This window comes from Streptomyces sp. NPDC107546 (assembly GCF_055639175.1).
The window spans coordinates 155,575-169,691 of sequence record NZ_JBVKBA010000011.1 but is presented as its reverse complement, the minus strand read 5'-3'; the positions used below and the strand labels follow the sequence as shown (position 1 = coordinate 169,691).

At 71.3% G+C, this 14,117-nt stretch carries 12 protein-coding genes and 1 pseudogene; 7 read left to right on the top strand and 6 right to left on the bottom strand.

Annotated elements, in window-relative coordinates; all coding sequences use genetic code 11:
* The first annotated feature begins 150 nt into the window (after positions 1-150).
* Positions 151-570, top strand: coding sequence for an aggregation-promoting factor C-terminal-like domain-containing protein (locus ACZ7L1_RS18645; protein WP_471438405.1), 420 nt, complete (start codon positions 151-153; stop codon positions 568-570).
* Between the two features lie 88 nt (positions 571-658).
* Here ACZ7L1_RS18645 and ACZ7L1_RS18640 read toward each other — a convergent pair whose 3' ends face one another.
* Complete coding sequence (locus ACZ7L1_RS18640; RefSeq protein WP_471438404.1) at positions 659-1,090, bottom strand: hypothetical protein; 432 nt, start codon at positions 1,088-1,090, stop codon at positions 659-661.
* Positions 1,091-1,194: 104 nt separating this feature from the next.
* Between ACZ7L1_RS18640 and ACZ7L1_RS18635 the strand changes: the two genes are divergently transcribed.
* Positions 1,195-1,881 carry a YoaK family protein gene (locus tag ACZ7L1_RS18635; RefSeq protein WP_471438402.1) on the top strand — a complete coding sequence of 229 codons (687 nt, stop codon included), beginning with the start codon at positions 1,195-1,197 and terminating at the stop codon, positions 1,879-1,881.
* 28 nt (positions 1,882-1,909) lie between these two features.
* Here ACZ7L1_RS18635 and ACZ7L1_RS18630 read toward each other — a convergent pair whose 3' ends face one another.
* Together ACZ7L1_RS18630 and ACZ7L1_RS18625 are read right to left on the bottom strand one after the other, a co-directional pair.
* Complete coding sequence (locus ACZ7L1_RS18630) at positions 1,910-3,532, bottom strand: glycosyltransferase family 87 protein (protein ID WP_471438400.1); 1,623 nt, start codon at positions 3,530-3,532, stop codon at positions 1,910-1,912.
* 89 nt (positions 3,533-3,621) lie between these two features.
* Entirely contained in the window at positions 3,622-5,133 is a 1,512-nt protein-coding gene (locus tag ACZ7L1_RS18625; RefSeq protein WP_471438398.1) for an MFS transporter, read from the bottom strand.
* 96 nt (positions 5,134-5,229) lie between these two features.
* Between ACZ7L1_RS18625 and ACZ7L1_RS18620 the strand changes: the two genes are divergently transcribed.
* Together ACZ7L1_RS18620 and ACZ7L1_RS18615 are read left to right on the top strand one after the other, a co-directional pair.
* Positions 5,230-5,709 carry a winged helix-turn-helix transcriptional regulator gene (locus tag ACZ7L1_RS18620; RefSeq protein ID WP_471438396.1) on the top strand — a complete coding sequence of 160 codons (480 nt, stop codon included), beginning with the start codon at positions 5,230-5,232 and terminating at the stop codon, positions 5,707-5,709.
* A gap of 83 nt (positions 5,710-5,792) precedes the next feature.
* Positions 5,793-6,401 carry a type 1 glutamine amidotransferase family protein gene (locus ACZ7L1_RS18615; RefSeq protein WP_471438533.1) on the top strand — a complete coding sequence of 203 codons (609 nt, stop codon included), beginning with the start codon at positions 5,793-5,795 and terminating at the stop codon, positions 6,399-6,401.
* A gap of 143 nt (positions 6,402-6,544) precedes the next feature.
* Here ACZ7L1_RS18615 and ACZ7L1_RS18610 read toward each other — a convergent pair whose 3' ends face one another.
* Positions 6,545-7,780: a cytochrome P450 gene (locus tag ACZ7L1_RS18610; RefSeq protein WP_471438395.1), complete on the bottom strand. Its 1,236-nt coding sequence runs from the start codon at positions 7,778-7,780 to the stop codon at positions 6,545-6,547.
* Between the two features lie 258 nt (positions 7,781-8,038).
* Here ACZ7L1_RS18610 and ACZ7L1_RS18605 point away from each other — a divergent pair, with 258 nt between their 5' ends.
* On the top strand, positions 8,039-9,208 hold the full coding sequence (locus tag ACZ7L1_RS18605) for a steroid 3-ketoacyl-CoA thiolase (RefSeq protein WP_471438393.1): 1,170 nt from the start codon (positions 8,039-8,041) through the stop codon (positions 9,206-9,208).
* On the opposite strand, the pseudogene ACZ7L1_RS18600 reads toward ACZ7L1_RS18605, so the two are convergent.
* Together ACZ7L1_RS18600 and ACZ7L1_RS18595 are read right to left on the bottom strand one after the other, a co-directional pair.
* Positions 9,192-9,278, bottom strand: a pseudogene (locus tag ACZ7L1_RS18600) (DUF397 domain-containing protein); the annotation flags it as partial. The gene ACZ7L1_RS18605 and the pseudogene ACZ7L1_RS18600 overlap by 17 nt on opposite strands.
* An 8-nt stretch (positions 9,279-9,286) precedes the next feature.
* Positions 9,287-11,332, bottom strand: coding sequence for a bifunctional glycosyltransferase 87/phosphatase PAP2 family protein (locus ACZ7L1_RS18595; protein ID WP_471438391.1), 2,046 nt, complete (start codon positions 11,330-11,332; stop codon positions 9,287-9,289).
* A 550-nt stretch (positions 11,333-11,882) separates the two neighbouring features.
* Here ACZ7L1_RS18595 and proP point away from each other — a divergent pair.
* Both proP and ACZ7L1_RS18585 read left to right on the top strand, forming a co-directional pair.
* On the top strand, positions 11,883-13,262 hold the full coding sequence (gene proP, locus ACZ7L1_RS18590; protein WP_471438389.1) for a glycine betaine/L-proline transporter ProP: 1,380 nt from the start codon (positions 11,883-11,885) through the stop codon (positions 13,260-13,262).
* Positions 13,263-13,430: 168 nt separating this feature from the next.
* Positions 13,431-14,105 carry an O-methyltransferase gene (locus ACZ7L1_RS18585; protein WP_446790155.1) on the top strand — a complete coding sequence of 225 codons (675 nt, stop codon included), beginning with the start codon at positions 13,431-13,433 and terminating at the stop codon, positions 14,103-14,105.
* The last annotated feature ends 12 nt before the right edge of the window (positions 14,106-14,117 follow it).

Sequence of the window (14,117 nt, the reverse complement as noted above, 5' to 3'; positions counted from 1 at the left end):
ATTGCGGACACCGCGTCGGCCTGCTTCTCTGGATGACGTCGCCAAGGCGCCGACGAGCCCACCCGGGTCGCGGCGCCGACGCATGCCCCCACCGCGTCCCGCGCCGTCCGGCATGTTCGCGGCCCCATGTCCCCGACGAAAAGGTTTCCTGTGACCGTCTCTTTCATCCGCCGCATCGCTTCCCCGAAGAAGGCCATCGCCGCCACCGCCGTCGCCGCGGCCGCCACCGGCGCGCTGCTCACCTCAGCGCCCGCCCAGGCCGCCACCCCGACCTCGGCGCCCTCTTCCGCCCAGGCGATCGCGCACCAGATGATCCCGGACTCGGCGCAGTACGAAGCGTTCAACAAGATCGTCTCGCATGAGAGCGGCTGGAACCCCCAGGCCACCAACGCGTCCTCCGGCGCCTACGGCCTGGTCCAGGCGCTGCCCGCCTCGAAGATGGCGTCCGCCGGTGCCGACTGGAAGACCAACCCGGCGACCCAGATCAAGTGGGGCCTGGACTACATGAACTCCCGCTACGGCAGCCCCGCCGCGGCGTGGAACTTCTGGTCCACCCACCACTGGTACTGATCGAGCCGGTCCACGCGACCACACCGGTCCCACGCGACCACGAAGGCGGCGACCCCGAATCCGGGGCCGCCGCCTTCGGCGTGTCCGGTCAGCGGCGCACCGTGTCGAAGTACCGCACCACCTGCGGCGCCGACACGGCAAACGACCCGAAGTGGTCCACCTGGCCCTGGTCCAGCGAGCGCCGGTCGCGCCGTCGGCCGGTGGCAGCGGTGGATTTCCCGTACGGATCGCCGGTCCGGTACGTCAGCCGGTAACCCGTCACGCCGTAGCGCACGGTGTCCGTGGCGATGTTCCGGTCGGCCAGGAAGGTCCGTACGCCGGTGGCGTCCCGGGACAGGACCGGGGTAAGCGAGACGAGGGCGCCGCGACGGGGTGCTGTGGTGTTTTCCGGCGTGTGCGTCGCCGCGACCGCGGGGGCCGCGGCGAGGCCCGCGAGCAGGAAGGCCGCGCCGACGGCGAGCCCGCGTCCGACTGTCCAACTCGTATGGTTCTCTTGGCGTTTGTGCGTGTCCTCACTCATGATCCGAGGCTATGGGGCGCCCCGTTCGCCCGGACATCCGAACATCCCCCGCGTCCGGGGTGTACCTGAGTACACCGCGCCCGTCCCGCTGCCCGGAGGCCCGTATGAGCACTGACACACCGGTGGAGGAACCCGGAACGCGCGGACTGCGCCTGGTCCCCGCGCTCCTGGTGATGACCGTGATCAGCGGGATCGTCGACGCGGTGAGCTACCTCGGGCTCGGGCACGTCTTCACGGCGAACATGACCGGCAACGTGGTGGTGCTCGGCTTCGCCGCCGCCGGGGCGCCCGGCTTCTCCACCTCGCACGCGGTGATCTCGCTGGGGTCGTTCCTGGTGGGGGCCGTGGCGGGCGGACGCGCGGGCCGGAGGTACGGCGGCGGGTCGCGGCGCGCCTGGGCCCGGCTGACGCTCGGGGTCGAGGCGGTGCTGCTCGGGGCGTCGGCGGCGGTCGCCTTCGTCGCGCCGGGCACCACCACGACCAGGTACACGCTGATCGCCGTGACGGCCTCCGCGATGGGGGTGCGCAACGCGACGGTACGGAAGCTGGCCGTGCCCGAGCTGACGACGACCACCGTCCTCACCTCGACCCTGACCGGGCTCGCCTCGGACTCCCGGCTCGCCGGGGGGACGGGCAGGCGCTCCCGGCGTCGCGCGGCCTCGGCGGTCTCCCTGCTGGCGGGCGCGGTCCTGGGCGGCTGGCTGGTCATCCACCACGGCCTGGGCTGGCCCCTGCTGCTCACGGCCGTGGCGACGGCCGTGCTGGCGGTGGTCGCGTCCGGGCGGGAGTGACGGCGTCCACGGCCGCGGCCCGCGGGTGTCAGCAGCGCCCCGGTTCCGGTGCCGGCCCGTACCGCGAGCCGATCCGGTAGGTACCGGGCGCGGTCACCGTCAGCCGCGTGAAGTCGCCCTCCCGGCCCAGGCACGCCCCCTCGGTGCGCAGCCACGGCGAGTAGGCGACCCGGACGGTCACCGAGCCGGCCGCGGGCATCCGGACGTCCACCTCGGCGCCCGTGGCGCGGACGACGGTGGCGGGCGCCGACACCAGGGGCACCGCGTCGCGCACCCGGTACACGCGCCAGTGCGTGTCCTGCCACACCGGCTCCAGCCAGGCAGGGCGGTGGTCGCGCACCAGCCGTGCCTCGGCCTCGGCGTATCCGTCCGGCTTGCCCAGTGGCAGGAGGACGTAGCCCACCGCCCAGTGGTCCAGCCACCTCCGGTAGGCCGCCGCCGAGAACGTGCCGTCGTAGAAGAGGCGGCCGCGCTCCATGTCGAGCTGGCGGTTCCAGCCCCGGGCCATGGGGACGTACGGGGCCAGTGCGGTGGCCTCGCGGTGGTTGCGGGCGGGGACGACCTCGACGCGGGTGCGGTCCGCGCCCAGGTCGCGGACGGCCCGGACCACTCCGGCGGTGTCCGCGGCCCAGGCGGGCACGGCGGTGGAGACCTCCAGGTCGTCGGCGGTCTTGCGGCCCACCCAGAAGACGGAGAAGGCCAGCGTCGCGATCAGCAGGGTGCGCCGCAGCGTCCGCATCGGCGGTGCGGTGAGCAGCACCGCGAGCAGCGCGGCGGGCGCGAAGAGTTCCGCGAACCGCTCGATGTTGGTCCCGACGGGCGAGGGGACCAGGTACGCGAGGACGGTCCCGGCCGCGTAGACGACGCCGCTCCAGCGTGCGACGCGCCAGCAGCGCGGAGCCAGTACGGCGACGGACAGCCCGAACAGCACCGGCTGCCAGATCCGGTCCGGCGGCATCAGCTGTTCTCCCCGGAACGGGAACAGCAGCGTGGTGGTGGCGACCACCGCGAGCGGCGGCACCAGCAGCACCAGGGCCCGTCGCCAGTCCCGTACCAGCAGGAAGCCGGCCCCGACCACAGCCAGGAACAGCCCCGCCACCGGACTCGCCGCGGTGGCGAGTCCCGCACACACCGCCCCCGCCACCAGCCGCCGTCGCGTCAGCAGCACACAGCACGCCAGCCCGAGCGCGACACCCAGCGCGAACGTGGTGCGGCCCGAGGCGACATCGCACCACAGCGCAAGCGAGGCGAGCAGCGCGGGCCACAACGGCCTGCGGACCCCGGCGCGCACGATCAGCAGCGCCGCGAGCCAGGAGGCGGCCAGTCCGGAGACCACCGTCACCGTGCGCACACCGAGCGCGGCCATCAGATACGGCGAGATCAGGCTGTAGTTGGCGGTGTGCATCCCGCCGTACCAGGAGAGGTTGTACGCCGACTCGCCGTGGCGGGCCGCGAACTCGGCCCAGGCCTCCTGAGCCGCGAGGTCGCCGCCTCCGGTGGCGAGGGACAGCCACCACACCGCGTACAGCGGCAGGGTGGGGAGCGTGGCGAGGAGCGGAACCCGATGGCGGTTCCAGAGCGTCCGCAGGCGTCGGTCGGGGTGGACGGCCGTGTCCTTGGGCTGGGCGAGAGCGGGCTCGGCAGGGGCCACGGGTGCGCGTTTCCGTTCGACGTCTTCGGCGAGGGGACGATTGTGCCCCTTCGAAGCGAGGACGACGAGCATCAGCAGCGTCACCAGGGTCAGGCCGCTCCACCGCGGCCCCCTTCTACTTGATGCGAAGGAATAGCTGTAGGGCGCGGTTCGGGGTGTCCGGCCGGCAGCCCGGGTCGGTCAGGACGCGTCCGCGGAGCCTGGGCATCCGCCTCGGGCTGCTGCGATGCGGCGGACGCCGTCTGGTCCGAGCCGCCGCCACGGCTGAGGTGCACACCGATCGCCGACGTCGCCAGGCTCAATACGGCGGCCGCACACCAGGCGATCCGGAAGTCGTGATGCGAGGCGGCACCGACGTGGGAGCCGACCACCGCGACCAGGACGGCGACGCCGACCGTGGCCGAGATTTGGCGGACGGAGTTGACCAGCGCCGATCCGGTCGCCGCACGGTGCCCTGGCAGGGCGTGCACACCGGCGGCCACCAGAGTGCCCAGAGCCAGACCGATGCCCGTACCGGTCAACAGCTGGCTGGGCAGCAAGTCACGCACATAGTCCGGCGCGACGGACGCGAAGCACGCGCGCCAGACCATGCCGCCGGTGAACAGCAACCCGCCCACGGCGATCAATGGACCGTGCCCGAAGCGCTGCGCGGCGCGGGCGGTCAGAAGGGTGACGACCGGCACGAGGGCGGGACCGGGGACCAGAGCGACACCTGTGCGCAGCGCGCTCCAGTGCCAGACCTCCTGGCACCACAGCACGTTCGACAGCAGCATGATCGCGAAGGCGACGCCGAACACGAGGCTGCCCGCGTTCGCCGCTCCGAAGCGCGGCAGCCGCAGCAGGTCCAGCTCGAACAGCGGGCGGGGGTGCCGCAGGGATCTGAGGACGAATGCGGCGCCGCTGGTCACGGTAACGGCCAAGAGCAGTGCGGTCCTGCCGCTCGTCCAGCCCCAGTCGGGTGCCTGCACCAGTGCCCCGGACAGCGCCGCGACCGACGAGATGAGCAACAGGGCGCCGAGGAGGTCGGGCAGCGGTCCCGCCTCGCGCGCGGCCAGCTTCGGAAGGACCGCTCGGCCGGCGACGAGCGCCGCGATGCCGATGGGCACGTTGACGGCGAAGACCCACCTCCAGTCCACCTCGACCAGGAGGCCGCCGGCGACGGGCCCGGCGGCCGCGGCGAGTCCGCCGACCGCAGCCCAACTCCGGGTGACGTGGGTACGGCGCTCGGCCGGCACCGACGCCAGCAGCAGGGCCAGGGACGTCGGAATCTGGGCGGACGCTCCGACGGCCTGCACCACCCGGGCCACGACGAGGGTCCCCAGGTTCGGGGCCAGGGCACAGCCCAGCGACGCGAGGGTGAACACGGCGATCCCGGTGAGGAAGACCGGCCGCTGGCCTATGCGGTCCCCGGCACGCCCGGCCACCACCAGCAGCGCCGCGAAGGTGATCGCGTAGGCGTTGAGGACCCAGGACAGCGCCCCGAGGGCCGTGCCCCTGCCGTCCCCGGAGAAGGTCGCTCCCATGGCGGGAAGTGCGACGTTGACGATCCACAGATCCAGGTTGGTCATGAAGACGGCCACCAGGACGACGGCGGTGGTCATCCGAGGCTGCTTTGAAAATCCAAGCATCATGGGCATGACGCCAGTCAAGCACGGGGCGGTTTGGAACTCAAACCATACCTGGGTGATACTGGAGCCGTGGCCACGCGCATCGACCCCCAGGACATGGCCGGACGTCCCTGCTCGCTCGCCGCCGCCCTGCAGGTCGTCGGCGACCGATGGGCCCTGCCGGCGATCCGCGAGGTGATGCTCGGCAACCATCGGTTCCGGCAGATCGCCAGGAACACCGGCGCCCCCACGGACCGTCTGGCAGCGCGCCTGAAGTCGCTGGTGGAGAGCGGTGTCCTCGAACGGCGCCCGCTGCCGGACGACACACGCCACAGCGGGTACTACCTGACGGAGGCGGGACGCGACCTGGCGGGCATCACCCGCGAGCTCATCGGCTGGGGCGACCGCTGGGCCGTCACCTCGCCGCCCGTTCGGCTCCTCCACCGGGACCACGAACTCGTCACCCACGCGGTCTGCGAGACCTGCGGCGAGCCGGTCCACGCCGAGGACGTCCACCGGGAGGAGCTGATCCCTGGTTGGGACAGCTCCGGTCCGGTACAAGCTCCGTAGACCCTGCGGTGGTCGTCGATCCGCCCCGGAACGGGCGCGCCGGGGAGCAGTGCAGATCCAATGTCGTGCATGAAGGAGATGTGATGCAGGTAGCCGTGGTCACCTTCGACGGGTTCAACGAACTCGACAGCTTCATCGCATCCGCGCTGATCAACCGATGCCGTAAGGATGGCTTGGAGGCCTTCATCACCACGCCGACGCCGGTGGTCACGTCGATGAACGGTGTTGAGGTGACAGGGCAGCGCCCGATGGAGTTCGTGACCGAAGCCGAGGTCGTGCTGATCGGTAGTGGCGTGAAGACACGAGACGTAGTCGCCGACGACCGGCTGATCTCCCGGCTGCCGCTCGACCCTTCACGACAGCTCGTCGGTGCGCAGTGCTCCGGCGCGCTGGTGCTCGCCCGGCTGGGGTTGCTGGACGGCGTGCCGACGTGCACGGACCTGAAGAGCCGGCCCTTCGTCGAAGCCTGCGACATCACCGTGCTGGACGCGCCGTTCCACGCCGAGGGAAACATCGCCACGGCAGGAGGCTGCCTGGCGTCCCAGTACCTCGCCACCTGGGTGATCACCCGCATGCTCGGGGAGGACGCCGCGCGCGACGTCATCGGCTACGTGGCTCCGGTCGGCGAAAACCAGGAGACCGTCGAGCGCGCCATGCGCACCGTCCACACGGGCGCGGTCGCACTGCGCTGACGTCCCATACAGCGTGTGAACGTCCCGCGTCGCTTCAAGCGTGGGCTCCTGGTCCCGGGGGGGCAGGGGCGGGGCGTAGGGGTGATGCCCCTGCCTCCCTCGGGGCGGGCCGGCGGCGCCGGGAGAGCGGCGGCCCGGGTCCGTCAGCCCACGGCGACCGGGAGCTCCTTCACGCCGTTGATCCAGGCGGAGCGCAGGCGGCGCGGGTCGCCGGCCGGTTTGATGTCCGGCATGGCGTCGGCGATCGCGTCGAAGACGAGGTCGATCTCCAGGACGGCCAGGGACTTGCCGAGGCAGTAGTGCGGGCCTCCGCCGCCGAAGCCGAGGTGCGGATTGGGGTCGCGGGTGATGTCGAAGGCGTCCGGGTGGTCGAAGACCTCGGGGTCGTGGTTGGCGGAGGAGTAGAAGAGCCCCACGCGGTCGCCCTTCCCGATCTGCTTGCCGCCGAGCTCGGTGTCCTGGGTGGCGGTGCGCTGGAAGGCGTTGACCGGGGTCGCCCAGCGGACGATCTCCTCGGCGGCGGTACGGGGGCGCTCCCGCTTGTAGAGGTCCCACTGGGCGGGGTGGGTGAGAAAGGCGTGCATGCCGTGCGTGATGGCGTTGCGGGTGGTCTCGTTGCCTGCGACGGCCAGCATCAGCACGAAGAACCCGAACTCGTCGGAGCTGAGGTTCCCCTCGCCCTCGGCGGCCACCAGCGTCGTCACGATGTCCTGCGCCGGGCACTGCTTGCGGTCGGCGGCCATGTTCATGGCGTACGCGATGATCTCGGTGGCCGACCGGGCGCCGATCTCCTCGGTGACGGCGTACTCGGGGTCGTCGTACGCGATCATCTTGTTGGACCAGTCGAAGATCTTGGCCCGGTCGCCCTGGGGGATGCCGATCAGCTCGGCGATGGCCTGCAGCGGCAGTTCGCAGGCGACCTGGGTGACGAAGTCGAAGGGGCCGTCGTGGGCGAGGGCGCTGTGGACGATGGCCCGGGCCCGGGCCCGCAGCCGCTCCTCCAGGGCCCGGATGGCGCGCGGGGTGAAGCCCCGCTGGACGATCTGGCGGACCCGGGTGTGCTCGGGCGGGTCCATGTTCAGCATGATCAGCCGCTGGGCGTCGATCGAGTCGCGCTCGATGTGCGCGTTGAACCGGATGATCGCGGTGTTGAGGGACGAGGAGAAGATCTCCGGGTGCGTGGAGACGTACTTGACGTCGGCGTGGCGGGTGACCGCCCAGTACCCCTCGTCCTGGAAGCCCGCGAGCCCGGCCGGCTGGGGTACCCAGCACACCGGTTCGGCCCGGCGCAGTGCGGCGAACTCCGGCAGGGGCACGCGGTGGTGCAGCAGATCGGGATCGGTGAAGTCGAACCCGTCGGGCAGCGCGGGACAGGGCATGGGCGACCTCTCACCATTCTGACTGTCCATCAGGAATTGCGGTGAAGGTAGTAACGGGTTCTACAAGTCGCAAGGGGCACGGCGCCTCGATCGCGTGCGAGACTCGCGCAGATCACGACTTCGGAGGCTGCACGACCCTTGCGGCCCTGGACACCCTGTCAGCACACTGCACACAGAACTAGAACGGGTACTAGTTCTGCGTGGCGGGTGGGCCGGGACGCCCGCGCCACGCGGGTGACCGAGGAGAGGACGAGCCCCATGGCCGCGGAACCCGTGATCGTCGAAGCCGTGCGCACCCCCATCGGCAGGCGCGGCGGCGCGCTCGCCCATCTGCACCCCGCCTACCTCCTGGGCGAGACCTACCGCGAACTCCTCGGCCGCACCGGCATCCCCGCCGACTGCGTCGAACAGATCGTCGGTGGCACGGTGACGCACGCCGGCGAGCAGTCGATGAATCCGGCGCGCACGGCGTGGCTGACGATGGGCCTGCCCTACGAGACGGCGGCGACGACGGTCGACTGCCAGTGCGGCTCGTCCCAGCAGGCGTCGCACATGGTGGCCAACATGGTCGCGGCGGGCGTGATCGACGTCGGGATCTCGTGCGGTGTCGAGTCGATGTCACGGGTGCCGCTCGGCTCGGGCTCCAAGCACGGTCCGGGCAAGCCCTTCCCCGACGAGTGGAACGTGGACCTCCCGAACCAGTTCGAGGCGGCCGAGCGGATCGCCCGCCACCGGGGCCTGACCCGCGAGAACGTGGACGCGCTGGGCCTCGTCTCCCAGGAACGGGCGGCGATCGCCTGGTCGGAGGAGCGGTTCAAACGCGAGACGTTCGCCGTGCAGGTGCCGACGACGGAGGAGGAGCAGCGGGCCGGCCAGGGCATGTGGCGACTCGTCGACCGGGACGAGGGCCTTCGCGACACGTCGATGGAGGCGCTGTCCCGGCTGAAGCCGATCATGCCGAGGGCGGTGCACACGGCGGGCAACTCCTCGCAGATCTCGGACGGCGCGGCCGCGATCATGTGGGCGTCGAAGCGGATGGCGCGCGCCCTGAGGCTGCGCCCGCGGGCCCGGATCGTGGCCCAGGCCCTGGTGGGCTCGGACCCGCACTTCCACCTGGACGGCCCGATCGACGCGACCAAGGCGGTCCTGGGAAAGGCCGGGATGTCCCTGGCGGACATCGACCTGGTGGAGATCAACGAGGCGTTCGCGTCGGTGGTGTTGAGTTGGGCGCAGGTCTTCGACCAGGACCTGGAGAAGGTGAACGTGAATGGCGGTGCCATCGCGCTGGGGCATCCGGTGGGGGCGACGGGCGCCCGTCTGATCACCACGGCATTGCACGAACTGGAGCGTGCGGACAAGGAGTTCGCGCTGGTGACGATGTGCGCCGGGGGTGGGCTGGCCACCGGGACGATCATTCAGCGGTTGTAATCGCCCAGGAGACGAACGCCGAGAAGGCGGCCGGCGCGAGGGTGAGCACAGGCCCGGCGGGGGTCTTGGAGTCGCGGGCTAATTCGTAGCGCTCTGGCGCCGTTCCCTGATCGCGTGGTCACGGGCCAGGTCCGTTCCGGCTGCCATGGGCAACGCCACTGACCGCGGCCCCGACAGCACATGCGTCAGCCCGAATCCTGCGCCGACGACCACTGCGCCGCCCACCGCGTCCAGGACCCAGTGGTTGGCCGTCGCCACGATCGCGGAGACCGTGAAGAGGGGGTGGAGCGTGCCCAGCGCCTTCATCCACCAGCGGGGAGCGAGGACGGCGATCACGATGCCGCACCACAGGGACCAGCCGAAGTGCAGGGAGGGCATGGCGGCGTACTGGTTGGTGACCGCGGTCAACGCGCCGTAGTCCGGCTTGGCGAGGTTCTGGACGCCGTGCAAAGTGTCGACGAAGCCGAGGCCCGGCATCAGGCGCGGCGGGGCGAGCGGATAGAGCCAGAAGCCGACCAGGCCGAGGAGCGTGGCGAAGCCGAGCGAGGTGCGGGCCCAGCGGTAGTCGGCGGGGCGCCGGGAGTAGAGCACGCCGAGGATCGTCAGCGGCAGCACGAAGTGGAACGAGTCGTAGTAGAAGCCGAGGAAGTGCTCCAGCCACGGCACCTTCGTCACCGCGTGGTTGACCCCCTGCTCGATGTCGATGGAGAGGGCCTGCTCGACGGAGTGGATCTGGCGGCCGTGCGCCTCGGCGGACTCGCGGCTGCCGGTCGCGACCAGGCGCACCTGGGAGTAGGCGGCGTAGCAGACCCGGAGCAGCAGCAGTTCGAAGAGCAGGTTGGGGCGGCTGAGGACGCGGCGCCAGAAGGGCAGCAGCGGCACCAGGGAGAGCCGGGCGGGTACGGGGGCGGCGTACACGGTGGGGCGCGGTGACCGGTAGGCGGGGGACTCCCGCTCCAGGAACGGGAGCCCGCAGGCGGTGGCGAGGGCCGCCAGCAGGATGGCGTTGTCCCTCAACGGCTCCAGGAGCGCCGTGTCGGGGACCACGGTCGTCGCCGGCAGCGTCATCACCGTGACGACGGCGAACGGCCATACGTACCGGTCCGAGGCGCGGCCGCCGACCCGGCCGACCACCGCCGGCAGCACCCACAGCAGCTGGTGCTGCCAGGTCGTCGGCGACACGGCGACGGCGACGCAGCCGGTGATCGCGACGGCGAGCAGCAGCTGTCCGTCGCGCGCGTAGCGCACGGCGCGGCGCAGGCCGACGACCGCGACGGCGGTGCCGACGACCAGGAACAGGCCGATCTCCAGGGGACCGGTCAGGCCGAGGCGCAGCAGGGCGCCGTGCAGGGACTGGTTGGCGAGGTCGTCCGCCCTGCCGCCGAGACCGACGCCCGCGAGGTGGTGCACCCAGTAGGTGGAGGAGTCGTGCGGCATCGCGGCCCAGGCGAGCGCCGTGCACAGGGCGAAGGTGACACCGGTGGAGGCGGCGGCCCGGCGACGGCCGGTCGACCACAGCAGCGGCGCGAACAGCAGGACGGTCGGCTGCATCGCCGCGCCCACACCGATCAGGACACCGCCCGTGCGCTCCTCGCGCACCGTCGAACAGCCGAGCAGGACCAGCAGCACCGGGATGATGCTGGTCTGCCCGAGGTGCAGCGTGTTGCGGACCGGCAGCGACAGCATCAGCAGGCTGATCGCCACGGGTGCGGCGAGCAGTGAGGTCCGCCGACTCACCGGCTGCGGCAGCGACCGCGCGGCGACCAGGCCGAGCGCGGCGACCAGCAGGAGGGTGCCGAAGGTCCACGCCAGGCCGAGTGCCTGTTCGGCCGCCCGGGTGAGCGGCTTGAGGACGAGTCCACCGAACGGGGTACCGGTGAACCGGGTCGAGTCGTACAGCGAGCCCTTCACGTGCAGGACGCCGCCCGCTCCGACCCAGGTCTCGAGATCGGTGAGGCGCTGGGCTCGGGGGGTGCGCAGGACCACGGCGACCTGCCGGACCGCGAGGACGGCGGCGATCAGCCAGAGCGTGACGCGGGCCGCTCTCAGCCGTTCCTGCGCCTGCTGTACCGCCTCCGCCCCCAAGACGCCGCCCGTCTGCCCGCTGTGCTCCACGTTCGCCACGCCTCGTCGGCCCTCCCGCCGCACCGGCCCCATGTGTCCCGTTTCGCCGGCCGCTGCCCCGACCCTATGAGGTGGGCGGCCCCCGCGCCGTGAGACGCGGGCGACCCTCTCTTCACCTGAGGTCTGCTCCGCCTTCGGCCGCATGGCGACCCGGCGCGGACGGTTCCGGTTCCGGCTTCGGTACGCGAGATGGATCACAGAATGACCGGCGGCCGGCCGGGCACAGTGGAGCCGTCACGCCTGGACATGGCGCTTTTCGCGCACTGCGCGATGGACCGGCTACCGTCCGTTATGGCGGCAAGTTCCGTTATGGTCGTTTTCGGCTCGGCCCCCACGGCCGGCCCCCGGCCCGTTCGTCGTGCGGCAGGCCACGATCGGCCTCGTGTGCGGCCGTCGGCCCGCCGTACGAGACGCAGCAGACGTACGACGACGTACGAGGCGTACGAACAGACACGAAGACGTGCGAAGAGGTATCAGGCGTACACCCCCGTACGCCCTGACGACGACGGGCCCCGTCCTTGTCCCCGTCGAAAGGCAGGCGAGCGGAATCTTGCCGACCGTCGCTCCACCCTCAGTACCCTACGCACCCCCGTCCCCCGACCGCCCGAAGGCCACGGTCACCGACCCGGCGCTGGTCAAGCGCGCCGTACAGGCCGCCGCGCTCGGCAACGCCATGGAGTGGTTCGACTTCGGCGTCTACAGCTACATCGCGGTCACGCTGGGCAAGGTGTTCTTCCCGTCCGGCAACTCCACCGCACAGCTGCTGTCCACCTTCGGCGCGTTCGCCGCGGCCTTCCTGGTCCGCCCGCTCGGCGGCATGGTGTTCGGGCCGCTCGGCGACCGCGTCGGGCGCCAGAAGGTGCTCGCCGTCACCATGATCATGATGGCGATCGGCACGTTCTCGATCGGCCTGATCCCGTCGTACACGGCGATCGGCGTCGGCGCGCCGGTCCTGCTACTCGTGGCCCGGCTGGTGCAGGGCTTCTCCACCGGTGGCGAGTACGCGGGCGCGTCCACGTTCATCGCCGAGTACGCGCCGGACAAGAGGCGCGGCTTCCTCGGGAGCTGGCTCGAGTTCGGCACGCTCGCCGGATACATCGGCGGCGCGGGCCTGGTCACCCTGATGACGGCACTGCTGTCCTCCGAGGACCTGGTGTCCTGGGGCTGGCGGATCCCGTTCCTGATCGCCGGTCCGATGGGCGTCATCGGGCTCTACCTCCGGCTGCGCCTGGAGGAGACCCCGGCGTTCGCGGCCGAGGTGGCGAAGGCCGAGGCAACCCGGCCCAAGGTGCCGCTGCGCGAGATGATCGCCGGCCAGTGGAAGGCGTTGCTGCTGTGCATGGGGCTGGTGCTCGTCTTCAACGTCACCGACTACATGCTGCTGTCGTACATGCCGAGCTATCTGACCAGCGAGCTGAAGTACGACGAGACGCACGGGCTGCTGGTCGTGCTCGCCGTGATGGCGCTGATGATGATCGTGCAGCCCTTCGCCGGCACCCTGACCGACCGGGTCGGCCGACGCCCGGTGATCGCGGCGGGCTGCGCGGGCTTCCTGCTCCTGTCCGTCCCGGCGATCCTGCTGATCCGCCAGGGCAGCCTGCTCGCGGTCGCGCTCGGCATGGGCGCGCTGGGACTGCTGCTGGTCTGCTTCACGGCGGCCATGCCGTCCGCCCTGCCGGCCCTCTTCCCGACCCGCGTCCGCTACGGCTCGCTGTCGATCGGCTTCAACGTCTCGGTGTCGCTGTTCGGCGGCACGACCCCGCTGGTGGTCACGGCGCTGATCGGCGCGACGGGGAACATGATGATGCCCGCCTACTACATGATGGCGGCGGCCGTGATCGGCGGTGCCGCGGTGTGGTTCATGACGGAGTCGGCGGGCCGCCCGCTGCCGGGTTCGGCACCGTCGCTGGAGCGGGGCGCGAAGCGCTGATCCGGTCCACCTGAGCCGACTCCTGGGTGACGTGCCGCTCGCACGGGGCGGCACGTCACCCGGTTGGTGGAAGCTGGTGGAAATCGGCTGACACGGCACCTTGCCCTGGCTATATTCGTTAGGGAGCCTAGTTAGGTGATCTAACCATCCATATGAAAGGCACGGTGCATGAGCACAGCGCAACAGCTCTGGGACGACGTCGACGCCTACTTCACGGACCTGCTCGCCCCCGAGGACGAGGCGCTCACCGCGGCCCTGCGGGACAGCGACGCCGCGGGACTGCCGCACATCAACGTGGCGCCGAACCAGGGCAAGCTGCTCCAGCTCCTGGCCCGGATCCAGGGCGCCCGCCGCATCCTGGAGATCGGCACGCTCGGCGGGTACAGCACGATCTGGCTGGGCCGCGCCCTGCCCGCGGACGGCCGGCTGATCACACTGGAGTACCAGGCCAAGCACGCGGAGGTCGCCCGCCGGAACCTCGAACGAGCGGGCCTCGCCGGGATCACGGAGGTGCGCGTCGGCCCGGCGCTGGAGTCGCTGCCCAAACTGGCCGAGGAACAGCCCGAGCCGTTCGACCTGGTGTTCATCGACGCGGACAAGGTCAACAACGCGCACTACGTCGAGTGGGCGCTGAAGCTGACCCGCCCCGGCAGCCTGATCGTCCTCGACAATGTGGTGCGCGGCGGCCAGGTCACCGACGCCGGCAGCGAGGACCCGAGCGTACGGGGGACCCGGGCCGCGCTGGAACTGATGGCCTCGAACCCGAAGTTGAGCGCGACGGCGGTGCAGACGGTGGGCAGCAAGGGGCACGACGGGTTCGCGCTGGCCCGGGTGGTGGGCTGACCGACCGGGGCG

Excerpts from the sequence above, each read along its gene's own strand:
- ACZ7L1_RS18640 (WP_471438404.1), bottom strand. The coding sequence starts at position 1,090 with ATGAGTGAGGACACGCACAAACGCCAAGAGAACCATACGAGTTGGACA.
- ACZ7L1_RS18635 (WP_471438402.1), top strand. The coding sequence starts at position 1,195 with ATGAGCACTGACACACCGGTGGAGGAACCCGGAACGCGCGGACTGCGC.
- ACZ7L1_RS18625 (WP_471438398.1), bottom strand. The coding sequence starts at position 5,133 with ATGACCACCGCCGTCGTCCTGGTGGCCGTCTTCATGACCAACCTGGAT.
- ACZ7L1_RS18615 (WP_471438533.1), top strand. The coding sequence starts at position 5,793 with ATGCAGGTAGCCGTGGTCACCTTCGACGGGTTCAACGAACTCGACAGC.
- ACZ7L1_RS18610 (WP_471438395.1), bottom strand. The coding sequence starts at position 7,780 with ATGCCCTGTCCCGCGCTGCCCGACGGGTTCGACTTCACCGATCCCGAT.
- ACZ7L1_RS18605 (WP_471438393.1), top strand. The coding sequence starts at position 8,039 with ATGGCCGCGGAACCCGTGATCGTCGAAGCCGTGCGCACCCCCATCGGC.
- ACZ7L1_RS18585 (WP_446790155.1), top strand. The coding sequence starts at position 13,431 with ATGAGCACAGCGCAACAGCTCTGGGACGACGTCGACGCCTACTTCACG.